The sequence below is a fragment of the Pectobacterium polonicum genome, assembly GCF_005497185.1.
Lineage (GTDB): Bacteria > Pseudomonadota > Gammaproteobacteria > Enterobacterales > Enterobacteriaceae > Pectobacterium > Pectobacterium polonicum.
This window is the reverse complement of record NZ_RJTN01000017.1, coordinates 56663-79169: the sequence shown is the minus strand read 5'-3', so window position 1 is coordinate 79169 and position 22507 is coordinate 56663. Positions and strand designations below refer to the sequence as shown.

Annotated in this window: 18 protein-coding genes and 4 pseudogenes; 19 read left to right on the top strand and 3 right to left on the bottom strand. The window is 52.3% G+C overall.

The annotated features are described in order from the left end of the window. Positions 1–21 precede the first annotated feature (21 nt). The 11 genes from EDI29_RS16410 (at position 22) to EDI29_RS16360 (ending at position 16766) form a co-directional block, all read left to right on the top strand. Complete coding sequence (locus EDI29_RS16410; RefSeq protein WP_137741722.1) at positions 22–1458, top strand: VasL domain-containing protein; 1437 nt, start codon at positions 22–24, stop codon at positions 1456–1458. Positions 1459–1486: 28 nt separating this feature from the next. Then, positions 1487–2842 carry a tetratricopeptide repeat protein gene (locus EDI29_RS16405; RefSeq protein ID WP_137741721.1) on the top strand — a complete coding sequence of 452 codons (1356 nt, stop codon included), beginning with the start codon at positions 1487–1489 and terminating at the stop codon, positions 2840–2842. 622 nt (positions 2843–3464) lie between these two features. Further along, entirely contained in the window at positions 3465–3983 is a 519-nt protein-coding gene (locus tag EDI29_RS16400; protein WP_039475383.1) for an Hcp family type VI secretion system effector, read from the top strand. A 228-nt stretch (positions 3984–4211) separates the two neighbouring features. Continuing rightward, complete coding sequence (locus EDI29_RS16395; protein ID WP_137741720.1) at positions 4212–6248, top strand: type VI secretion system Vgr family protein; 2037 nt, start codon at positions 4212–4214, stop codon at positions 6246–6248. A gap of 9 nt (positions 6249–6257) precedes the next feature. After that, the gene (locus EDI29_RS16390) at positions 6258–7631 is read left to right on the top strand and encodes a PAAR domain-containing protein (RefSeq protein WP_137741719.1); all 1374 of its coding nucleotides are present in this window, start codon (positions 6258–6260) and stop codon (positions 7629–7631) included. An 80-nt stretch (positions 7632–7711) separates the two neighbouring features. After that, on the top strand, positions 7712–8410 hold the full coding sequence (locus EDI29_RS16385) for an ankyrin repeat domain-containing protein (RefSeq protein ID WP_137741747.1): 699 nt from the start codon (positions 7712–7714) through the stop codon (positions 8408–8410). A gap of 65 nt (positions 8411–8475) precedes the next feature. After that, on the top strand, positions 8476–9174 hold the full coding sequence (locus EDI29_RS16380) for an ankyrin repeat domain-containing protein (RefSeq protein ID WP_137741746.1): 699 nt from the start codon (positions 8476–8478) through the stop codon (positions 9172–9174). A 158-nt stretch (positions 9175–9332) separates the two neighbouring features. Further along, the gene (locus EDI29_RS16375; protein WP_137741718.1) at positions 9333–10289 is read left to right on the top strand and encodes a DUF4123 domain-containing protein; all 957 of its coding nucleotides are present in this window, start codon (positions 9333–9335) and stop codon (positions 10287–10289) included. Further along, on the top strand, positions 10286–11203 hold the full coding sequence (locus EDI29_RS16370) for a DUF4123 domain-containing protein (RefSeq protein WP_137741717.1): 918 nt from the start codon (positions 10286–10288) through the stop codon (positions 11201–11203). Before EDI29_RS16375 ends, EDI29_RS16370 begins: the two co-directional genes overlap by 4 nt. 20 nt (positions 11204–11223) lie before the next feature. Next, positions 11224–16503 carry an RHS repeat-associated core domain-containing protein gene (locus EDI29_RS16365; protein WP_241664949.1) on the top strand — a complete coding sequence of 1760 codons (5280 nt, stop codon included), beginning with the start codon at positions 11224–11226 and terminating at the stop codon, positions 16501–16503. Then, complete coding sequence (locus tag EDI29_RS16360; protein WP_137741716.1) at positions 16500–16766, top strand: hypothetical protein; 267 nt, start codon at positions 16500–16502, stop codon at positions 16764–16766. Before EDI29_RS16365 ends, EDI29_RS16360 begins: the two co-directional genes overlap by 4 nt. Before the next feature lie 65 nt (positions 16767–16831). On the opposite strand, the gene EDI29_RS16355 is transcribed toward EDI29_RS16360, so the two are convergent. Then, complete coding sequence (locus EDI29_RS16355; protein ID WP_137741715.1) at positions 16832–17131, bottom strand: SymE family type I addiction module toxin; 300 nt, start codon at positions 17129–17131, stop codon at positions 16832–16834. Here EDI29_RS16355 and EDI29_RS16350 point away from each other — a divergent pair. Together EDI29_RS16350 and EDI29_RS16345 are read left to right on the top strand one after the other, a co-directional pair. After that, positions 17127–18680 (top strand): annotated as a pseudogene (locus EDI29_RS16350) (RHS repeat domain-containing protein); the annotation flags it as partial. The gene EDI29_RS16355 and the pseudogene EDI29_RS16350 sit on opposite strands and share 5 nt — an antisense overlap. Continuing rightward, positions 18674–18937 (top strand): immunity protein TriTu family protein, encoded by a 264-nt coding sequence (locus EDI29_RS16345; protein WP_137741714.1) that lies wholly within the window; start codon positions 18674–18676, stop codon positions 18935–18937. The pseudogene EDI29_RS16350 and the gene EDI29_RS16345, both read left to right, overlap by 7 nt. A gap of 65 nt (positions 18938–19002) precedes the next feature. Here the strand turns inward: EDI29_RS16345 and EDI29_RS16340 are convergent, their stop codons facing one another. Then, on the bottom strand, positions 19003–19239 hold the full coding sequence (locus EDI29_RS16340) for a SymE family type I addiction module toxin (protein WP_137741745.1): 237 nt from the start codon (positions 19237–19239) through the stop codon (positions 19003–19005). Here EDI29_RS16340 and EDI29_RS23240 point away from each other — a divergent pair. The 3 genes and pseudogenes from EDI29_RS23240 to EDI29_RS16325 form a co-directional block, all read left to right on the top strand. Next, a pseudogene (locus EDI29_RS23240) lies at positions 19214–19558 on the top strand (RHS domain-containing protein); the annotation flags it as partial. The gene EDI29_RS16340 and the pseudogene EDI29_RS23240 overlap by 26 nt on opposite strands. A gap of 38 nt (positions 19559–19596) precedes the next feature. Further along, on the top strand, positions 19597–19956 hold the full coding sequence (locus EDI29_RS23135; RefSeq protein WP_137741713.1) for a TNT domain-containing protein: 360 nt from the start codon (positions 19597–19599) through the stop codon (positions 19954–19956). Positions 19957–19960: 4 nt separating this feature from the next. Then, entirely contained in the window at positions 19961–20200 is a 240-nt protein-coding gene (locus EDI29_RS16325; protein WP_137741712.1) for a hypothetical protein, read from the top strand. 68 nt (positions 20201–20268) lie between these two features. Here EDI29_RS16325 and EDI29_RS16320 read toward each other — a convergent pair whose 3' ends face one another. Continuing rightward, positions 20269–20508, bottom strand: coding sequence for a SymE family type I addiction module toxin (locus EDI29_RS16320; protein WP_241664945.1), 240 nt, complete (start codon positions 20506–20508; stop codon positions 20269–20271). On the opposite strand from EDI29_RS16320, the pseudogene EDI29_RS23235 reads away from it, so the two are divergent. The 3 genes and pseudogenes from EDI29_RS23235 to EDI29_RS16305 all read left to right on the top strand — a co-directional run. Further along, positions 20480–20676, top strand: a pseudogene (locus EDI29_RS23235) (RHS domain-containing protein); the annotation flags it as partial. The gene EDI29_RS16320 and the pseudogene EDI29_RS23235 overlap by 29 nt on opposite strands. 207 nt (positions 20677–20883) lie before the next feature. Further along, entirely contained in the window at positions 20884–21483 is a 600-nt protein-coding gene (locus tag EDI29_RS16310) for a hypothetical protein (protein ID WP_241664944.1), read from the top strand. Continuing rightward, a pseudogene (locus tag EDI29_RS16305) lies at positions 21479–22075 on the top strand (hypothetical protein); the annotation flags it as partial. The gene EDI29_RS16310 and the pseudogene EDI29_RS16305, both read left to right, overlap by 5 nt. Between the last annotated feature and the right edge of the window lie 432 nt (positions 22076–22507).

Below are 22507 nucleotides of genomic sequence, written 5' to 3'. Positions count from 1 at the left end.
CCTATTGCTGGATGATGTGATATGCAAGATGCACAACAGGCCCTGAAAGTGGGTCGCGATCCACGGATGCTGCCGGAGTTTGACGCACTTCGGGCGGAAATTAACAAGTTGAGTCACGCGTCTCGCCCTGATGTGGATTGGATGCTGGTGCACGATATGGCCACCACCATCTTTGAAAAGCAGGGCGTGGATCTTCAGACCGCGATCTACTTTACGCTGGCGCGTTCACGGCTGGCGGGATTGACTGGTTTCACGGAAAGTTGTGAGTTTCTGGCGAACCTGATCGTGACGCAGTGGGATAACTTCTGGCCGCCGGTCCATCAGGAACGGGCGCGTATCGAGATGCTGGACTGGTTTATTGCTCGCATCAGCGAAGTGGTGCGGCAGTACGCCATAAGTCATGAACACAAGCGGCTGGTTTATCGTTGCGAACGCGCGCTGCAATTGATGAGTGAAAAGCTGCACAACTCGGGGTTGAGCCGCATTCCTCGCGTCGAGAATCTGCTGCACTTCGTCGAAGGCTATACCCATTTGTTTGATGAAACCGAGATTGTCATTGTGTCGGACGATCAGGAGCTGAAAAAGCAGGATATGCAGATTCCGCCCATGGTGTTCTTTCATTCAGATATGGAGCCCGGCACGACGGTGCAAAGCAGTGGGTCATCAGGCTCGGGCCAGGCTGCTCTGCCTGCGGGCAGCATTCTCATCGGACGGGAGAAAGGGCAAATGAAACCAACGGTATTGAAAATTGAGGCGCATAAAAAGCAGAAGCCAGCGTGGTTCTGGTTTGTCTCCGGGCTGCTAACCTGCGCGTTGCCTGTGGCCGCGATCATGGGCTGGCAGTATTGGCAGGAACAGAAAGCCGATGCGCTGGCGTTACTGCAACAGCCAGCCTACGCGTTGCCCGCCGCTCCCGATCATAATGACATTCGCCGGGTGCGCATTGTTCTGGGCGAGCAGAAATTGCAGGGTATGGAAGGCGAGCTGATCAACCGCTATCAGGCACAACTGGAGCAAGTGAAAAATGCCTCGCCTTTCTACCTGTATCAATACGGCAACGGGTTGAAAAACGTGATGCAGCAGCTCTATCCCGATTCACTGGCAGTGAAGGAAATGGAACGCCAATGGCAGATTGCGCTTGAGCGTCAGCAGGGCGATGAACCGAAAACACAAGGTTACGAACAGGTTCGCGCCAGCGTTAACGATACGTTGCAGCAACTGCTGGAACTGGAACGGCAGCGCCGGACGGTGACGATTTCCTACCTGAAATCAAAACTCTACGATATGCAAAAAGACCTGATATCGGACGTCCCCTTCGGGATACGACTGCGGGAACTTGAGGCGCGTAAAATCAAGAGCCAGTCGCTGACGCCAGCGGAGCTACGTGCGATGGAGGACGAACTGCGTTCCTTCAATATTCGCTTGTACCGTTTGCAGCAGAGTAGTTCTGCCAGCTGATTATCGTGAAGGGAAAAACGCTGAGCACATGATGAAATACAAAAAATTAGTGATAGCCTTGTCGGCCTGTTGGCTGGCGTCATGTCAGGCACCGGTCACGTCACTGCCTGAAGCAGAGTTAGTGGCATCAGCGAATCGGGGAAATGGCGAAGCGCAATATCAACTGGCAAAGACGTTAGCCAAACGTTCTCAGTATACCGAGGCGATGCAGTGGATGCAGAAGGCGGCTGAGCGGTCTGAACTTCCCGGTACTCAGGAAATGCGTGCTGCTGCCGCGCTTCAGGTGGGTGATTGGTATCAGGCTGGGCTAGGTGCGCCCAAGAACAGCCCGTCTGCCCGCCAGTGGTGGACGACGTCCTCACGTCTGGGAAATGGCGAAGCCGGGCATCGGCTTGGCATGGACTGTCAGGTTCAACATCAGGGAAAGTTGGTGGCGGCCTGCCTGAGCGCATTTGAATCCGCTGCGGCAAATGGTTATCCCCCCGCGCAGTTGATTGTCGCCCAGTGGCACGCGACGCATGTGGGCGGTGAAAAAGAGGCCGTGTCATGGTTGCTGAAGGCCTCCGAACTCGGTAATCGGGATGCGCAATACCAGCTGGCGCAGCGCTATGAGCAGGGTAAAGGCGTGGTGATCCGTCGCGATCTGGCTGAACGCTGGTATTTCCGCGCGGCGACGCTAGGTCAGGCACAAGCGCAGCTGTGGATGGCGCGACACGAAGACGGCGAGGACGCGTTGAACTGGTATCAAAAATCCGCGTCATCAGGTGATGCCGAAGCACAGCTTTGGCTGGGCAAAGCATACCGCGAAGGTAAGCGCTTACCTTGGGATGAAAAAAAGGCGCGTTATTGGCTGGAACGTGCCGCATCTGGCGGATCGGGCGAGGCTGATTATTTACTCAGTCAGAGCCAGACAACGCATGAAAAGCGCGAACAGTATCTGGTTCAGGCTTCCTCTGCGGGCTATATCCGGGCGCAACGCGAACTGGGGGATCGGTTATTTAAAGCGAGCGAATTCGCGCGTGCGCGTGAAGAATATGCCAAAGCGGCATCAGCAGGAGACGCCGAATCCCGTCTGGCCTATGGCGAGATGCTGCGGCTGGGGCAAGGCGGCAAAGAGGATTATGTTGAGGCGATGAAGCAGTACCGTCTGGCGGCGAATGAGGGTAACCGTATGGCTCAATATCGTATGGGCATGATGCGTCAGGACGGGCTGGGTGCCTCCCGCAATCGCATTCATGCTTACGCCTGGTACGCGATGGCGGCGACGGAGGGAATGCCCGAAGCCATTCATGCGCGTAACGATCTGGAAGCGACGATGCAGCCGGATGAAATCAAAGCCGGACAGCGGCTGGCGATGCACTGGTCATCGGGGAAAACAGAGTAATCCGTGGTCGTGGCTCGCCGATGGTAACTCGCTGAGAGTCAATCGCCGGTGAGAAATAGCGAAAGTAGAACGGACAGATTGTTGCGTGCAGGCCGGATCGTAGTGGCATAAATCGTGGCAATAAACAGGCGGGTGTTGCGTGATAGCAACACCCGCTTTTTTGTTTTTTATGACTATTTTTATTACGTGTTGTCCTGACTTTGGCATTCCCATTTCTTATAAAAAACGTAAGTGACTGCTTACTCTTATTGTTTTAAAAAGTGAGTGATTTATCGCCAATTATAGTTTTTCTCTATTAATAAGCATGATTTCTATTGGTTATTCATTGCATTAATTCATCGCTAACGCAAACTTTCAGAATAATTGCGCATTCTGCGCAACTTCTTGCTCACTTTCTGGTGTAAATCACTTTTTGCGCAATGTTTGCAAACGATCCGCGAGGTCTGCGCAATTTCTTGCTCAAATTTTACTTAGGAGAAATTTGAGTTAGGTAAATTTCTTTATAAAACATAAAGATAATTTTTGGCATGTGAATTGCTATACAGACCGTGAAGTTACTCATTCCGTTTAACGAGTAATCCCGTTCAACAATTCATTCCGTTTAACAACAAGGGGCAAGACTATGCCAACTCCATGCTATATCAGCATCGAAGGTAAAACGCAGGGCAATATCACCGCGGGTGCTTTCACGTCTGATTCTGTCGGTAACATCTATGTGGAAGGCCACGAAGACGAAATGCTGGTACAGGAATTCAAACACATCGTCACCGTACCGACCGATCCACAGTCTGGTCAGCCGTCCGGTCAGCGTGTACACAAGCCGTTCAAATTCACCGTCGCGCTGAACAAAGCGGTTCCGCTGATGTACAACGCCCTGGCGTCTGGCGAAATGCTGCCAACCGTGACCCTGAAGTGGTACCGCACGTCTGTGGAAGGTAAACAAGAGCACTTCTTCTCTACCATCCTGACCGATGCGACCATCGTGGACGTCGACTGCAAAATGCCACACTGCCAGGACCCATCAAAACTGGACTACACCCAGTTGATCGAAGTGTCACTGGCCTATCGCAAAATCGATTGGGAACACACCGTCGCAGGAACTTCCGGTTCCGATGACTGGCGTGCACCGGTCGAAGCGTAATTCCTCTTTAACCCGGGCTTGCCCGGGTTTTCTGTGTTTTTCTCCGGGTTTTTTTCCCCGTGCGGCGTTTTTTGTTGGCGTGATGTTTTTATCAACATGAATTGTGGTGTGAGCAGACTCAGACCACAGCTCGGGTTTTCATTTTAATCAGGATTGTGACGTGCCGCTCCGGGAGAACCCGGGGTGTGCGGTAGCCATGGCAACGGCGAAGGAAGAAGGAGAGGGCGGGTGGCAAACAGTACAGGATTACAGTTCACCGTAAAGGTCGGCGCGTTGGAGGCTGGCACCTTTGCGGTAGTGGATTTCAGGCTGGATGAAGGGCTGAACCGGCCTTTCAGCCTGTCGCTGAGTCTGGCGAGTGCGTTGCCGGATGTGGATTTTGGCGCGGTGCTGGACCAGCCGTGCGAGCTGATGATTTGGTATGAGGGTGAGCTAAAGCGCCGGGTCAGTGGGATTGTCAGTGGCTTCACGCAGGGCGACACCGGATTCCGCCGCACGCGCTATCAGATGGAAGTCCGTCCGGCGCTGTGGCGGCTGGGATTGCGTACCAATGCCCGCATCTTTCAGGCGCAGAAGCCGGAGGCGATTATCGGTGCGCTGCTGGAAGAAGCGGGCATTACCGACTACGCCTTTGCGCTGCGCCGTGAACACGCACCACGGGAATACTGCGTGCAGTATCGGGAAAGTGATTTAGCCTTTATCACCCGGCTGGCCGCTGAGGAGGGAATGTATTTCTTCCACGAATACGAAGAGGGGAAACACCGGGTGGTGTTTGCCGACGATGCAGGGGCGCTGACCAAAGGCCCTGAGCTGTTTTTCAATCTGGCGACGCAGGGGTTGAGCGAAGGCGAATATGTCCGGCGTTTCCACTACGCGGAGCGGGTAAGTACATCGGACGTGGAGCTGAAAGACTACAGCTTCAAAACGCCGGCTTACGGGCTGTCGCACAAGAAAATGAGCGGCGAGCTGGCGCACCAGCGCGAAAGCTATCAGCATTACGACTATCCGGGCCGCTATAAGCAAGACCCGAGCGGCAAGGCGTTCAGCGGTTACCGGCTGGATGCACTGCGCTCAGGGGCGGTGACAAGCGAAGGGGAATCCAACTGCGCCGGGCTGATGCCGGGTAACACGTTTACCCTGACGGAGCACCCGAATGCGACGCTGAACGCGGTGTGGCAGACGGTAAGCGTGACGCACGTCGGGCAGCAACCGCAGGCGCTGGAAGAGGAAAGCGGCGGCGAGCCGACGACCATGAGCAACAGTTTTGCCGTGGTGAAAGGCACGACGACATGGCGCGCAGTCATGCCCTACAAACCGATGGTGGACGGCCCGCAAATCGCCACCGTCGTTGGCCCGGCAGGGGAAGAGATTTACTGCGACCAGTATGGTCGGGTAAAACTGCAATTTCCGTGGGATCGCTATGGTGCGAGCAATGACCAGAGTTCGTGCTGGGTGCGTGTCAGTCAGGGCTGGGCAGGCGGTCAATACGGCATGATTGCCATCCCGCGTATTAATCATGAAGTGATCGTCAGCTTCCTCGAAGGCGACCCGGATCAGCCGATTATCACCGGGCGTACTTTTCATGCGACTAACCCTACGCCATACGTTTTACCGGCACATAAAACGCGTACCACGCTTCGTACCGATACCCATAAAGGCAGTGGTTTCAACGAACTGCGTTTTGAGGATGAGGCGACGCATGAACAAATTTATTATCACGCGCAGAAAGATATGGATGGCGTCATCAACAATATCCATCGACAGAGCGTGGGGCGCGATCAGCACCTCAGCGTGGATCAGGATCAGTTCCAGCGGGTCACTCGTCACCGTCACCGAACGGTAGGTAAAGATGATTTTGAAAACATCGGTCAGGATCATCATCAGGAAATTGGCCGGAGTTTTATTCAGAAAATTGGTGCTTCGTTCAAGCGGTTCATCGGTGGGGGGGTGATTACCCGTATCGAAGGGAGCCGTCAGACCACGATGTCCGGTTCTGAAGAGACACTGATCGGCGCGCACCAGCGTATTCTGGTGAATACGGATAGCTACCTGAAAGCCGCAGATATCGTACTGGAAGCGGGGCAGGCGCTGACCATTAAAGCGCCCGGCGGCTTTATCAAGATCGATAGCGCGGGCGTCACGATTTCTGGGACGATTGTGAAAATCAACGATGGCGGTGCGGCTGGCGTAGGGACGGCACCAGTGTCGATTACGCCAGAAGATCCGACGAAGCCTACGCTGCCGGATGCGCCAGACAGACGTTAAGGAGGAACTATGCCAGGTGCTGCACGTTTAGGGGACAGCTGCGCGGGTCACGGCTGCTTCCCTGCCACGCCGATTATTGAAGGCAGCGGTGATGTCATCATCAATGGCAAACCGGCTGCCCGTAAAAGCGATGGGGTCTTACTCCACGCTTGCCCCTGCCCGAATATGCCTCACGGCGTGCACAATCGTGCGATATCCGCGGGCTCCGGTACGGTCATCATCAATGGAAAGCTGGCGGCGCGTATCGGTGATGCGATCGGCTGTGGCGGCTCGGTCGCCGCGGGGAGTGGGAACGTCATCATTGGCGACTCACCCTATCAGTCTCCGGTGAAACCCTGTGCCGAGCAATCGGCAAAAAGCCGTGCGCCTCTGCTGGCATTGGCACCGATGTTATTGCCGACGTTAATGGACTGGGCTTCGGTCGCTGAGCTGCCCATTCTTGACGATCTGCTCTCCGTCGCCCAGCGCAAAGAGCGCTATCTGGCGCGTGCCAAGTTGGCAACTGAAGCGGCATCGCTGCCAGGGTTAGCCGATGCGGCGAAGCGTCTGGCATTTAATAACGACAGCATCTTACGCGCCGAAGCGGCCCAGTATGTGTATTCGGTCGATGAATTTCGACGAGGCGTGTTGGATAAACTGCCTAAGGCACCGGTTGGACTGGATATTCTGGATGCGAGTCAGCTTCCTGGCCTGACAGACAATGATTTTATGGATAAGAAAACAGGGTTTGGTTCTGCTCTGTTCAAATCAGCAATTAATGGCGAAACGATGTTGACCTACCGGGGCACCAATAATGCGGTGACAGGCGTTAAAGACTGGTTGACTAATGCCACTCAGGGTATGGGATTTGAATCAGCGCAGTACAAACAAGCAATGGATCTCGCGACTCAAGTCAAAGATCTGATGCCAAATCCTCCACCTGTTATTGTTGGCCATTCTCTGGGAGGCGGGTTAGCCTCCGCTGCGGTCAGTGTGACAAAACTTCCCGGCTATACATTCAATGCCGCAGGATTACATGAGAATACTGCCTTGCGAGGTGGTGGTGCGACATTGGCAGAAACAGCGTCATTGATTAAAACACAAGCGGTCGATGGCGAGATATTAACCATGGCACAAACCTACGGTAAGGCTTTGATTCCAGGTTTATTGTCTGGCGCAGGCGCATTGATTGGTGGAACCGCCGGTGCTGTGCTCGGGGGCGTCGTCGGTGTTGCAAAATTACTGGAAGGGGGCCTGCCGAAAGCAAGCGGTGATATGATGGCACTTCCCGCAGTAGGGGGCTCGCCGATTGCTCGTCACGGTATGGATCAGGTAATTGCGGGTATTGAAAGCCAGAAAAAGGAAGATATCGGGAAGATAACCAATACATTCAGGGGAATATAATGCAATGGTTGGCTCGTATAAAATGGTTGGGCGTCATTATTCTGGGATTATTAACCGCTTGTCAGGCAGGAGGACACAGTATGCGGGCAAGTGAACTTTTTGAGCCGCCCGTGGTGGCGGTACTGGAAAGTATTCAAAAAGGTGACGAGCCAGCAGCCCGTCATCAACTGTCGCAGGGCGTTAACCTGAATATTCAGGGAAAAGAAGGCGTCACGCCGCTGTTATGGCTGATTTATGAGACGAAGGATAAAAAAGCGGTCACGCTGGCGCTTAAACTGGGTGTCGATCCAAACTATAAAGACGGCTTTGGCGACAGCGCAGTCAATTCTGTGGCGGGCGCTAAAGATCCAGACTGGCTTCGCATTATTCTGGATGCAGGTGGAGATCCGAATGCAATTGGTCGCCGTGGTCAGCCTGCAATATTTAGTGCCATTAATGAGCAACGATGGGCTGATATTAAGCTACTCGTTGAGAAAGGGGCTGATCTGAATTTAGAAGATCAAAATAAAAGAAATAGTGCGCTTTATGCCGCTTATGTAAATGAATACGAAATTGTTTATTGGTTGATTGAGCAGGGCGCAAGTTTTGATACCTATTCTTCAACCGGCAGTAGCCTGGCGTGGCGTGTACACGACAGCTTATCCATTATGTCTCCTAAATCCCCTCAATACCCTTGGGCATTAAAGGTAAAACAGGTGTTGCTGGATCGCGGCGTTAAATTCCCACCGTTGCCTCCTACTGAAGTTCGGGTGCGTTGGGAAAAAGGAGAACCGCTTTGAGATGGTGGTGTTGGCTGCTGGCTAGTCTGCCACTATTAACCGCTTGTCAGGCAGGAGGACACAGTATGCGGGCGAGTGAACTTTTTGAACCGCCCGTGGTGGCGGTACTGGAAAGTATTCAAAAAGGTGACGAGTCAGCAGCCCGTCATCAACTGTCGCAGGGCGTTAACCTGAATATTCATGGAAAAGAAGGCATCACGCCGCTGCTGTGGCTGATTTATGAAACGAAGGATAAAAAGGCCGTCACGCTGGCGCTTAAACTGGGTGTCGATCCGAACTATAAAGACGGCTTTGGTGACAGCGCCGTCAATTCCGTGGCGGGCGCAAAAGACCCTGACTGGCTTCGCATTATCCTGGATGCGGGGGGCGATCCGAATGCGATTGGGCGTCGTGGTCAGCCAGCAATATTTAGTGCTATTGGGGAGGAGCGCTGGGCCGATATCAAATTGCTCGTAGAGCGGGGCGCTGATTTGAATCTCGGTGATGGCCCCAAAAGAAACAGTGCTCACTATGCTGCTTATCTGAATAAATACGAAATCGCCTATTGGCTGATAGAACAAGGCGCAGAGAGTAATATTTATGATGAGACAGGCAGTAATCTCGCTTTTACCGTTGAAGACAGCTTATCCATTATGTCTCCTAAATCTCCTCATTACCCTTGGGCGCTGAAGGTAAAACAACTGTTACTGGATCGTGGTGTTAAATTCCCACCGTTGTCTCCTACTGAAGTTCGGGAGCGCTGGGGAAAAGGATTGCCAGTATAGCTTTATTTTTATTCTCCGTTTTATTATCCATTTTGCGTCATAAAAATAATCAGCACTTCCCGACCAGATTATCACACTGATTATCTGGTCTTTTCTGTGGCGCTTAATACACGCCCATCGTATTAAAAATTATCCCATTTATTTACAGGCAAATAACGATGATGGAAAACGGTTATACCCTGTTTGAAATCAGCCAGTTTAATGCACCTTTGTTCGCTATTATCTCACCGTTGAGTTATCCCTCCTTACCTGAGTATTGGCAGGCTTTTCAACCTGCGGTGGCGGATATATGGCAGCAGCTGCATTTTGGCAAGGATGCTGAAAGTTGGCAGGTGTGGGCACCTATTGTGGTGAAAATAGAAGAAGGAAAGCCAGGCGAAACGCTACTGCATTGGCTGACTGAGACACAGCCAATGCAGCATGGTGGCGTGATCCTCATGCATGGTGAAATGACATTGCAGCAGATGGCTGATTTTTGGCAGCAGCGCATTTTCTGTCTCTGGCCTGATGGCACACGAGCGCTATTTCGTAGCTACGCACCAGACGTTTTATCGGCCTGGTGGTCCACCCTGGAACTTGCTGCTCAAACTGATTTTCTCGGCCCGCTGAATAACCTGTATTTGCCCATCGTAAATAACGAACGTGGGGAATATCAGCTATTCGCACAGCGGGGGATTAAGAATGAAAATAACGATAGAATTAATAAAGCTTACCACATTATTTTAACGCGCTATCAATATTATCTTCTCGCTAATGACAATCGCCTACACCGATTAGCGAATGAACTCTTCCTTTTTGTCAGCGCGCAATGTGTTTTTCCACTGGATATCGAAATAGTAAAAAAACGCTTTATTAGCGGTATTGAATTCGCCGGGAACGCTTATCCCAAAGCCAGTGAAGCAGAGTGTGAAGCCTGGTCTGCTCATCGCTGGGTACTCGGCAGTGAATTCTATTTGCACCCGATCTTTATTCATCTGACTGAACGTTATTCGATGGCGGACAGTATTCGGATTTTTAAATCTGAGCCTGAACGTATTGAAAATGTACAGCTTAATTACCATCGCCCCGGTTGGATGCGGGGAGAGTTACCTGACATAACGGAGGTCACGCTGTGAGTGTATCGCAACCTTTTCTTGAACTGATGCCAGAAGATGACGCCGTCTGGCAAACGCGTATCGCTCAGGGCGGCTGTTTTGTTATCGCCGAGGCAGCGATGAACGATGCTGTGCCGTGGCTAGCCGAACGCTGGGGAGGTAGCCTGGAACAGACGCGCTTGTACTGGGGGGACACGGGGCGCGTTCATGCTTCGGTGTCACCCTATTGCATCCCGCTTCACGCCGCTAACTGGCCGCAGGTGAAAGAACATATCGTCATTCAGCCGGGCTGGGGAATGGGGCTACAGCTGGAATGGTTTATGCAGGCGTATTCACCGCTCGATCAACTGCTTGAGGTGACGAAGCACCTGCGGCAGTGGAGCCTGGTAACCTCACCTTCCGGGGAAAATGCCATCCTGCGTGTGAGCGACTGGCAAGTGGTGAATCAGCTGTTATCCGCCAGTTCCGCACAAGAAGCCTGTGCGCTCTATGGCCCGATAGCCAGCTTCTGCGACATTTCTCCTGACGGCGCGGTGCGTGCCTTAAATCTCACCGCCCGCGAACCCCACTCCATTCCAGACATCCTGCCGCGCCAACTGAGTAATGAACAATGGCAAGCCATCATCGTGCCTTACGAGCATCAGAATCTGGCGCGCTATAGGGAGCATCTGCTCACCTACCACGCTGACTGGCAGAACGCGTCCGACGATGAGCTACAGGCGTTTATTCATCAGCAGGCGGAACGGGCGAAAAACAACGGTTTTAACAACGACCGCGATATCGTGCGCTGGCTGGCATTAGCGACAGAACTCTCGCCGGAATTCATGCATCAGCCTTGGGCAAAAAATATTCTGGTCCAGCCGGAATACATTGGCACACAAAGCCGTATGGATCGCCTGTATCAGGCAGCCATTGACCACCTGGACGAAGCATAAAATAAAAAGGACGCCATTTCATGAGTCAGGATAAAAGCAGCGCGTTAGCTGCCAGCGGGGATGCCGCAAAGCGTAATTTCACCACGGATAATAAGATTTCAGGGGGATGTACAACCTGTGGCTGCGAAATATTGGTGCGTTACCATTACGATTCAGGTGAACCCATCCCGAATGCCCCTTTTCAGGTAACCGATAGCAATAACCACAAAATAAGGGGTAAAACCGACGAGAACGGCATGTTTTTCATCCATGACATGGGGTGTAACACGTATGAACTGCTGTTAGGGGAAGGTAGCGATACTTTCGACCCTAAGGAAACGGTGAAAAACAACCCCGTTTTGATGTCTAACCCTGCCTATGCGAGTTTTGCCGGAGAATATTTTTCCCTGTTCGTCATCCTGAGAGAGCAAGGGATCGCGCAGTATGGTTCCGTCCAGCAGTCTGTGAGGATGCCGCTGAGCGATATACCGGAGCAATATAAACCGGCGTTGAAGCGTTTCTGGGAATTGGAAAAGCAGTTGCATAGAGATGATGGTGAACTCCAACGGGAAATCCGTCGAATTCAACATCGAATGTCGGCGGAGGTGGCAAGTGAGGCATCCAGTGTTGATAACGCTGTTCTGCTGATCTGTGAGGTAATGCTGGGCTGTGTTCCCGTGGTTGGACAGGCGATGGATGTCTACTTCCTTGGGCAATGGTGTTGGTATAGCTATAAAAATCCTAACTTATTGAACGATACCATGCACCGAATTGACGGGGTGCTGTGTGTCATTGGCTTTGTTCCTGGCGTCGGGGATGCGCTAAAAGTCAGTGGAAATGCCATTACGCAAGCCTTACGGAAGCTGAAAGGCGCGAAAGGCAACAAACAGCAGGATATTGAGGAAGCCACGCAGATTATTCGCCGTTTGAGTAACGGGAATATAGTCACCTGGCTAACGGGTATACGTTCTGATATCAGAATCTATGCTGATAAAGGGCAAGAAATACTGAAAACCATCAAAGAGGCGCTGGACCTGCTAGTGAAAGGTGCTTCTGGTGAGCGCAGTTGGATAGTCGCGCTGATGGCCGACAGTTTCCGAGCCATGGTGGATGTGCTCGAAAAATTAATCGCAATTTTTACCATCGTGACGGCATTGATTGAAGCCGAGTTTGCTGAATTTATTCCCCAAATCATGACGCAGGTTATTGGAAGTGCGCGGCCTAAAGGGAGCTGTGAATTATCTGCGATGGCTGTGCAAAAGGGCGGATCGGGAGACTACCGTACTGAAGAGGAAATTACTGAATTTAATCAACGGGTAGAAAGACCTGGTGGCTTGACGATGGCTGAGGCCAGCCTGATACCGACAATAGGAATATTGCCTGGTGTTTTGGGAGGCGGTAAGAATAAAGTCGGCATGGCCGCTAAAGGGGGAAAACATTCGCCGAGTTCTCCACCTGCTTCTCCAGCCTCACATACACCACCTACTCCACCTAAGCAACCTCATTCTCCCCCGACGGACACGCCAAATGCTCAGGATAAGCATCAGCCCAAAACTGGCGATAATAATCAAAAAAATAAGTCTTCCGCTCATGGGCGACATGGCTCGGATGAGAACAAAAACACATCAGATGACGGGAAAACCGTTCAAACGCCCACAGGTGCCGAGAATGTAACGCCCGGTGCCAGAACTCCCCCTAAAGACGGTGCTACTGCTGCCCAGGAAAGAGCAAAGAGAGAAAACGGGGAGACGAAAAATGACCCGAAGAAAGGCGAGCAAAACGGCGATCCGGTTGATATGGCAACCGGTGCTGTGGTGGAGCAGCGCGCTGATATTCAGTTAGCGGGGGCGCTGCCGCTGTCAATGCAACGTTATTATCGTTCCACGGGAGAACGACATCCCGGTTTGCTGGGGAAACTGTGGCGCACCAATTGGGACATCAGTCTGACGCTCAGCAGCGGGATAGCTACGCTAACGGATGGCGAGTTCAATCAGGCATTTTTCGCTTTGCCCAATGAAGGAGAGTCCAGCCGCTCATCGTCCAACCCACAATGGCGGCTGACCCGGCAGCAGGGTGAGTTGGTGCTCCACCACGTTGGTGGCCTGTGCTATCGGTTTGAATATGCACTTGGTCTCCAGCTTTGCCTGACGTCTATCGACGATGCGGCGGGCAATCGGATTGCTTTCGAGTGGGTGTTGGGAGAACTGCGCTGGGTTGTGCTATCTGATGGGCGTTTGGTTCATGTCACATCGGAACACCAAAGAATCACGACACTGACGCTATGTACACCGCAGCGTCAGCCATTAAAAACGCTGGCAAACTATACCTATGATGACCGTGGGCATTTATTGAGCGTGCGGGCGGATGAAGGGCGTAACTTTGACTATGGCTACTCACCGGAAGGCTGGTTGCTGCGCTGGTCGGATTTAGGTTCGACTTGGGTGGAGCACGACTACGATAAAAAAGGCCGCGCCATACGGGACAGGACCTCGGAAGGTTACTGGCCGGGTCACTTTGAATATGACGATGATACTCTGACCAGCCATTACCATAGCGGATTTGGCGGGATATTCAGCTACGTGCGTGACGAACGCAACAATATCCTGCTCAAACGTACACCTGATGGTGGGGAGACTCGATACGAGTGGGTGGATAACCAACTGGTAGCGGAGACCGATCCGCTGGGCGGCCGCACGGTGTATCAGCGCAATGACTGGGGGCAGGTGACCGAGGTTACCCTGCCTGACGGTGCGACGCATCAGTATGCGTATGACGACAATGGACAGTTGCTGAGCTATACCGACCCATTGAGCAGTGAATGGCGCTATCAGCGGAATGCAGCCGGGCAGGTTGTTGAGGTGAACGACCCGGAAGGGCGCGAGTGGCTGTACCGTTATGGTGAAGCGGGGCAACTGTCGACGGTGATAGGCCCGGACGGCGTATTGCAGCGTTACCACTATAACCGCCGTGGCCTGCTGAGCTGCCTTGAGCGGGATAATGCCCCATCGGTAATGTTCCGGTATGACGACCTTGACCGTCTGACCGAGCGGCATATTGGGCATGAGGCGGGCGTACAGGTTCGACGCTGGGAGTATGATGGTGTACGCGAATCACCGTCGAAAGTGGTGTATGAAGACGGCAGCGAGACGCGCTTTGGTTACGATGTAGAAGGTAACCTGACGGCGGTGACGGATGCGCTGGGGCAACGTTACCAGTTCCGCTACGGGGCGTTCGATAACCTGCTGGAAGCGACCGACCCGCTGGGGGCGACGGTGCGCTACCACTATAACGCGGAAGCGGAGTTCGCCGGGGTGACGAACAGTCAGGGACGGGACTGGACGTATGGCTTTGACCACAGTGGACGGCTGAGTGAAGAGCGGCATTACGACGGGCGGGTGTACCGTTATGACTACGATGTGGCAGACCGCCTGGTGCAGCGTACTGCGCCGGATGGCAGTACGCTGCACTACGAGCATGATGCGGCCGGCCGGATAACGCGCATCACGGCGCGGAAGGCGGACGGGGAAACAGACGGCATCACGGAACTGGACTATGACGTGGCCGGGCGGTTGACCAAAGCCGCCAGCCCGGATGCGGTGGTGGAATACGTCTATAACCGGGCGGGTCAGGTGACATCGGAAACGGTGAACGGCGAGGCGGTACAAAGCGGTTATGATGCGGGCGGCCAGCGTGCCGTGGTTGAAGGGATTCTGGCCCCGCTGCAACTGGCGTGGCAGTCGGGGCGGCTGTCGTCGCTGGGGATTGGCTCACATCAGCCATTGCAGTTCAGCCACACGGCGGCGGGCGAAGAGCAACGGCGGAGTAACGGTAGTGGATTTGCGCTACGCCACGAATGGAGTCCGACGGGATTGTTGCAGCGTCAGGCGCTGGAAGGGGCGGATGGTCGGGTGAATGACGTGCTGGAGCGGCGCTACCAGTACGATGTGCTGGACCGTCTGACGGGCATCAGCGACAGCCACTGGGGTGAGCAGGCATTCAGGCTGAACGGTGCGGGTCAGGTGACGGCGGAGCGTCGTGATGAGGGACGGCGGCGTCAGGCGCGGCTGTTTGGTTACGACAGCGAACAGAATCTGTGTGAGGTGTCGCAGATAGCGCCGGGTCTGGGTGAGACGCTGAAGGTGCAGGATGCGGTGGTGCAGTCGTCGGCGCGGTATGATGTGGCGGGTCGGGTAGTGGAGCGTGGGCATACGCAGTACCGGTACGATGACTGCGGGCGTCTGGCGATGAAGCGGGAAACGCGGGCGGGGTTCAGGCCGAAGGACACGTATTTCGACTGGGATGTACAGGACCGTCTGGTGCGGGTGAGTTTGCCAGACGGGGCGCGGTGGCGGTATCGTTACGATGCGTTTGGTCGCCGAATCCAGAAGGTGCGCGAGGGGCAGGTGCCATCGGCGCAGGCGGTAGCGCGGGTGGCGTACCGGTGGGACGGTGACCAGCTTATCGGTCAGCAGCAATACTATGCAGATGGCAGTGCGGCAAGGGAAGTGCAGTGGGTGTACGAGCCGGGTAGCTTCCGGCCGCTGGCACAGGTGGAAGCGCAGGGGGAAAGTACACAGCTGCACTACATCGTGACCGACCTGACGGGTACGGCGAGAGAGCTGTGCAGCGAGGAAGGTGAAGTTCGCTGGCGCGGTGAACAGGGCCTGTGGGGCGCCCACCGCGAAGAGCGGCGGCCTATCCCGCTGCGTCGCTATCTGGGGGATGCGGCGAATGAGGAAGTGTACTGTGAGCTGCGCTATCAGGGACAGTTGTACGATGCGGAAACGGGGCTTTACTACAACCGGCATCGTTACTATGATGCGGAGAGCAGGCAGTACCTGTCGCCGGATCCGATAGGTTTACTTGGGGGAATAAGGCCGCAAGGTTATGTGCATAATCCGCTGGAGTGGGTTGACCCGCTGGGATTAACAAAGAAAGAGGGAATTAAGCCCAATGGTCCCACTCTCCCAGAGGGTATCGCAAATACATTTACGGATGGAAAGTATAATAATAGGCAATTAGCTGATGATGAAGTTTTTTATAAATACCACGGTGTGGATAATAGAACTGGAAAGAAATTTTCTTGGTTAACAAATAAAAAATATGATTCGGAAGACTTTCTTCGTGAAGATCTGGCGATACATCGTGACTGGAAAGTTAATATTACGAAAGTATCTGAGTTTAATGTTCCTAAAGGGACATGGGTAAGTGAAGGAACTGCCGCTCCTCAAGGTGTAGGATATCCAGGGGGAGGGTATCAAGCTGTTGTTTCAAATTTACCGCGGTCATGGGTAACCAAAACTAAGGGGGTTAATTGGTGACGATATCTAATGAGTTAATTGTATCTCTTGAAAACTTAATAGTCGAATTGAATAAGAGTGGAAAAAATGAGACAGCCAATTTCTTTGTCGAAAAATTAAGGCTGTTAACATGTTTGGAACTATCAGTTGATGATAAAATAAAAATAATAGAGGAGCTATCCAGATGTAGGGCGATGGCTCAATATGCTAACTTTACTTATTATGAAGAAAGTGTTTTGGATGATCTTATCAATATAATAAATTTTCAATTGAAAAATAAATAAAGTTAAAAGAGAAAGCCGGAAGCGATCTTACGATCCTTCCGGCTATTTTTTAGCAGCTTGTGTTATTACGCCAGCATATTCCCCACCTCAGCCCGAATAATTATCTTACCGGGCAGCACCTCAACCATTAACGGCTGGCCGAGTAACCCGCTCAGGGTGAGCCAGTCGCCCGCCAGTGTCAGTTCGCCGTTGTCGCTCACCCAGTCAGCCCCTTCCGTCTCGTTGCCGTCCAGTTCAGCCATCAGCGCCGCAATATCGGTATCCTCATCCAGTCGTGTCAGCATCAGGCCGTTACGGTAAAGCTGGATACGGAACAGGGTGTTGGCAGTAAAACCCGCCTGCGCCAGTTCGTCGCCCGTCAGCACGGTGGTGGAATACGTCTATAACCGGGCAGGTCAGGTGGCATCGGAAACGGTGAACGGCGAGGCGGTACAAAGCGGTTATGATGCGGGCGAAGAGCAACGGCGGAGTAACGGTAGTGGATTTGCGCTACGCCACGAATGGAGTCCGACGGGATTGTTGCAGCGTCAGGCGCTGGAAGGGGCGGATGGTCGGGTGAATGACGTGCTGGAGCGGCGCTACCAGTACGATGTGCTGGACCGTCTGACGGGCATCAGCGACAGCCACTGGGGTGAGCAGGCATTCAGGCTGAACGAGGCGGGTCAGGTGACGGCGGAGCGTCGTGATGAGGGACGGCGGCGTCAGGCGCGGCTGTTTGGTTACGACAGCGAACAGAATCTGTGTGAGGTGTCGCAGATAGCGCCGGGTCTGGGTGAGACGCTGAAGGTGCAGGATGCGGTAGTGCAGTCGTCGGCGCGGTATGATGCGGCGGGTCGTGTGGTGGAGCGTGGGCATACGCAGTACCGGTACGATGACTGCGGGCGTCTGGCGATGAAGCGGGAAACGCGTGCGGGGTTCAGGTCGAAGGACACGTATTTCGACTGGGATGTACAGGACCGTCTGGTGCGGGTGAGTTTGCCGGACGGTGTGCGGTGGCGGTATCGTTACGATGCGTTTGGTCGCCGAATCCAGAAGGTGCGCGAGGGCCAGGTGCCATCGGCGCAGGCGGTAGCGCGGGTGGCGTACCGGTGGGACGGTGACCAGCTTATCGGTCAGCAGCAATACTATGCAGATGGCAGTGCGGCAAGGGAAGTGCAGTGGGTGTACGAGCCGGGTAGCTTCCGGCCGTTGGCACAGGTGGAGGCACAGGGCGACAGCACGCAACTGCACTACATCGTGACCGACCTGACGGGAACGGCGAGAGAGCTGTGTAGCGAGGAAGGTGAAATCCGCTGGCGCGGTGAACAGGGCCTGTGGGGCGGACACCGTGAGGAACGACGGCCTATCCCGCTGCGGCGTTATCTGGGGGATGCGGCGAATGAGGAAGTGTACTGCGAGCTGCGCTATCAGGGGCAGTTGTACGATGCGGAAACGGGGCTTTACTACAACCGACATCGTTACTATGATGCGGAGAGTGGGCAGTACCTGTCGCCAGACCCGATAGGTTTAGCGGGAGGGATAAGGCCGCAGGGGTATGTGCATAACCCATTGGAATGGGTTGATCCGCTGGGGTTGGTCAAAGTTGGTCGTTGGATGGGCCCTGCCGAACATAAACAAATGCTGGAGACGGGAAAAGTTGTGCAAAGCAATACGGGTACAACTCATGTTGCTTTCCCCGCAGATGTTGAAGCCTTTGGTAAACAGGCTAAACCCGGAACAGTATATGCTGAGTTTGATGTGCCAGAAGGATCTTTAATTAAAACCAATGAAGGCTGGGCAAAAATTGTAGGTCCAGATTCTCTTGAAGGACGTTTAGCTAAACGTAAAGGATTACCTGTTCCTGAAATGCCAAAAGCAGAAAATATAAAGGTGACAGCACATAAAACTGAGAAGGGAATAGAAAAGAAATGCTAAATGAAATAAAAGATTGGATTTTATTAAATAGTGCTTATCAAGTTGTGATTAATCAGAATGACTATACAGATAGCTTGGTGGTTTATTTTGAAGATGAAAATAATATTGCTCGTTTTACTGTGTGGGATGATAAATCATGCATGTTGGAAATAATAAATGTTGATACTGAAAAATATATTATAAATGAGCGAAGAGAACTATCAGAGATAACTGAAATAATAGAGTCATTTAAAGAATTTAGCGATCTTCTAAAATAAATAATAGCCGGAAGCGATCTGACGATCCTTCCGGATTTTTACTTTATTAGCGTTCAGGTCAGCCGCTATAAATTAATCTGCGTCTCAATAATAATCCTGCCCCGCTCTACCGTGACGGTGACGGGCATCCCGGTGATAAATCCCGACTCTTCCAGCCAGCGGCCTTTGAGGTTGATAGCAGAGGGCGGGTTGGGCTTGCCGTTGTGCGACGCGTATCCCACTGTGTAGTAACGCTCTGTTTTGGCGGGTTTACTCTCACGAAGATGGCAGCGAGATGCGGTGGTGGAGGCGCAGGGCGACAGCACACAGCTGCACTACATCGTGGCCGACCTGACAGGAACGGCGAGAGAGCTGTGCAGCGAGGAAGGAGAAGTCCGCTGGCGCGGGGAGCAGGGACTATGGGGCACCCACCGCGAAGAGCTACGGCCCATCCCGCTGCGTCGCTACCTGGGGGATGCGGCGAATGAGGAAGTGTACTGCTAGTTGCGCTATCAGGGGCAGTTGTATGATGCGGAGAGCGGGCAGTACCTGTCGCCTGACTCGATAGGTTTAGCGGGAGGAATAAGGTCTCAAGCTTACGTTCATAACCCGATGACCCGTATAGATCCTCTGGGACTGGCTGAATCTGCATGTGAACAGCGGAAAGGGTTCTCGAAAATATAGAGGCAAGCCAGAGAGCCAGAGAATCATCTAATCTCTCGGATTACAATGAGTGGCCGCCAAATAGAAGTTTCGATGGCGGCTCATCTAAATTTACATTATTACCCGGTTCTACAATTTATAGATATGGTTCCGAATATGGAATGTTCGCCTCTCCTGAAGGAACTCCATATAGAGACAGAGCCTTGAAGCCAGGGTCAGATGGCAGACCTTATAATGTTTATGAAGTTACTAAGCCGATTACTATTGATGCCGGTGATATCAAAGGCTGGTTCGGGTATGAAGGTGGCGGAACCCAGTACGAATTACCAGATAAGATAATAAATTTATTGGATAATGGTTCGTTAAAGAGATTGTGACTTTATGAATAAAAAAGAGCTAAAAGACAGGCTTATCAAGGAAAAAGTATCGAGATCTTTATATTCTTTGGATGGCGGGTTACCAAATGAAAAGTTATGTCTCGATCACGAAAATGGTTGTTGGGTTGTTTATTATTCAGAAAGAGGTATTAAAACTGGGATGATAAGTTTCCTGACGGAAGATGAAGCCTGTAAATATATATATGATCAAATTAATGCAATTGTTATTGGTAAAGTAAAATAAATAATAGCCGGAAGCGATCACCCGATCCTTCCGGATTTTTATTTTATGGTTTATGGGTTAGTCAGCCGCTATAAATTAATCTGCGTCTCAATAATAGTCCTCCCTCTTTCCATCGTAACGGTAACAGGCATCCCGGTAATAAAGCCACACTCTTCGAGCCAGCGGCCTTTAAGGTTGATGGCGGAGGGCGGGTTGGGCTTGCCGTTGTGCGACGCATATCCCACGGTGTAGTAACGCTCTGTTCTGGCGGATTTACTCTCACGAAGATGGCAGCGAGATGCGGTGGTGGAGGCACAGGGCGACAGCACGCAGCTGCACTACATCGTGACCGACCTGACGGGAACGGCGAGAGAGCTGTGCAGCGAGGAAGGTGAAATCCGCTGGCGCGGTGAACAGGGCATTGGGGCGCCCACCGCGAAGAGCGGCGGCCTATCCCGCTGCGTCGCTACCTATCCCTCGGGATAAAGATGGAAATTTAATTCCCCTTGATAAACAAAAGGTTAATGACCAAGATATTCCTCTACCTCACCCTAAGGCAGAAGGCCGGGCTCACACTGTATTAGGCGGAACTGTTAGCTCTATATCTGGGGATGAATATAGGCAGTCAGCTACTTTCCCAGCACAAACATGGCCACTGGCTGATGGACAACCAGTTCCTTTGAGTGAGGTTCATTGGTCTGATCATGGTCAACCACACCATCATAAAAACCCTCATCAGTATATATTTAATTATGAGGGAAAAGACGGATGGAAGAGGGGAAATCAATCATTTTTTGATCCCACTAAGGGAAATTGATATAGGTGATTTTATGGATGTTTTATTTGAATTTTTTTTGCCAAAGAATATAGATCTTAAAGTGTTAGGTTGGAAGGAAGTTTATATTGAATGGGGAGGTGAGGAGTACTCCTATGATCCTAAATTATATAAATGGAATGATTTAATCTCATTTGAGTTTAATAAGGGGATTCAATGTTATGAAAGGTTGCTAGGTAAATATATCTGCCTAGATGATTATTTTTCATATACTTTAAAAGGGAGTTTGATTTCTGAATTGGAATGGTGTGTCAACAAAAACACAGATGAAAAAAACAATCTAATGAGTTTGTTTGTTAATAAATTTTTGAATGAAATAAAATATTGGACAGTGCTAACATTAGTTGATGGCGATCAATTTGATGAGGTATATGAAATTGATAGTAATACAGACGCATTCTCGATTATAAAAAAAAGCTTAGATTGGAATGACCCAAAAGGAATCGCATTGATAAAAAAAGATAGATAACCGAATCCGGTTGAACGGGGCGGGTCAGGTGACGGCGGAGCGTCGTGATGAGGGACGGCGGCGTCAGGCGCGGCTGTTTGGTTACGACAGCGAACAGAATCTGTGTGAGGTGTCGCAGATAGCGCCGGGTCTGGATGAGACGCTGAAGGTGCAGGATGCGGTGGTGCAGTCGTCGGCGCGGTATGATGCGGCGGGTCGGGTAGTGGAGCGTGGGCATACGCAGTACCGGTACGATGACTGCGGGCGTCTGGCGATGAAGCGGGAAACGCGGGCGGGGTTCAGGCCGAAGGACACGTATTTCGACTGGGATGTACAGGACCGTCTGGTGCGGGTGAGTTTGCCGGACGGTGCGCGGTGGCGGTATCGTTACGATGCGTTTGGTCGCCGAATCCAGAAGGTGCGCGAGGGGCAGGTGCCATCGGCGCAGGCGGTAGCGCGGGTGGCGTACCGGTGGGACGGTGACCAGCTTACCGGTCAGCAGCAATACTATGCAGATGGCAGTGCGGCACGGGAAGTGCAGTGGGTGTACGAGCCGGGTAGCTTCCGGCCGCTGGCACAGGTGGAAGCGCAGGGGGAAAGTACACAGCTTAATCCGCAGGGGCTTGCTGAATCAGGATGTAAAACTGATCCGAAAAAAATGTCGAGGGCAGAACGGCAGGCAAGGATTAATGAACTTGCTGAGGCCAATGTTCATTGGCGATTGAAAGAGATGCAAGACGCAACGCCTGGCGCGCAAACAAGTATAATTGATCAAGTTGCTAGAGCTTCTACTGGTAGAAAACCCACTACGGGAGCTATTGAGAAAATGCCAACTGCGGCAACTCGTTTTTCTAGTCATAGAGATCAATTAAATGCGATTCAAAGAGTCGAAACAATTTATCGGCAAGCAGGAAAAACTGCTGCGGAACAACCAATTGATCATGGAAGATGGATTGGTGACGGTGTAAGACGTGGAGATTTAAAATACTCCGTTTCTCATGGTGCTAAAGTATGGTTTCATCGATCTGGAGAGGTTATTACTGCC

Bases quoted from the DNA above. Each gene is read 5' to 3' on its own strand.
- EDI29_RS16410 (WP_137741722.1), top strand. From the start codon at position 22: ATGCAAGATGCACAACAGGCCCTGAAAGTGGGTCGCGATCCACGGATG.
- EDI29_RS16405 (WP_137741721.1), top strand. From the start codon at position 1,487: ATGATGAAATACAAAAAATTAGTGATAGCCTTGTCGGCCTGTTGGCTG.
- EDI29_RS16400 (WP_039475383.1), top strand. From the start codon at position 3,465: ATGCCAACTCCATGCTATATCAGCATCGAAGGTAAAACGCAGGGCAAT.
- EDI29_RS16390 (WP_137741719.1), top strand. From the start codon at position 6,258: ATGCCAGGTGCTGCACGTTTAGGGGACAGCTGCGCGGGTCACGGCTGC.
- EDI29_RS16385 (WP_137741747.1), top strand. From the start codon at position 7,712: ATGCGGGCAAGTGAACTTTTTGAGCCGCCCGTGGTGGCGGTACTGGAA.
- EDI29_RS16380 (WP_137741746.1), top strand. From the start codon at position 8,476: ATGCGGGCGAGTGAACTTTTTGAACCGCCCGTGGTGGCGGTACTGGAA.
- EDI29_RS16375 (WP_137741718.1), top strand. From the start codon at position 9,333: ATGATGGAAAACGGTTATACCCTGTTTGAAATCAGCCAGTTTAATGCA.
- EDI29_RS16365 (WP_241664949.1), top strand. From the start codon at position 11,224: ATGAGTCAGGATAAAAGCAGCGCGTTAGCTGCCAGCGGGGATGCCGCA.
- EDI29_RS16345 (WP_137741714.1), top strand. From the start codon at position 18,674: ATGCTAAATGAAATAAAAGATTGGATTTTATTAAATAGTGCTTATCAA.
- EDI29_RS16325 (WP_137741712.1), top strand. From the start codon at position 19,961: ATGAATAAAAAAGAGCTAAAAGACAGGCTTATCAAGGAAAAAGTATCG.
- EDI29_RS16310 (WP_241664944.1), top strand. From the start codon at position 20,884: ATGGTCAACCACACCATCATAAAAACCCTCATCAGTATATATTTAATT.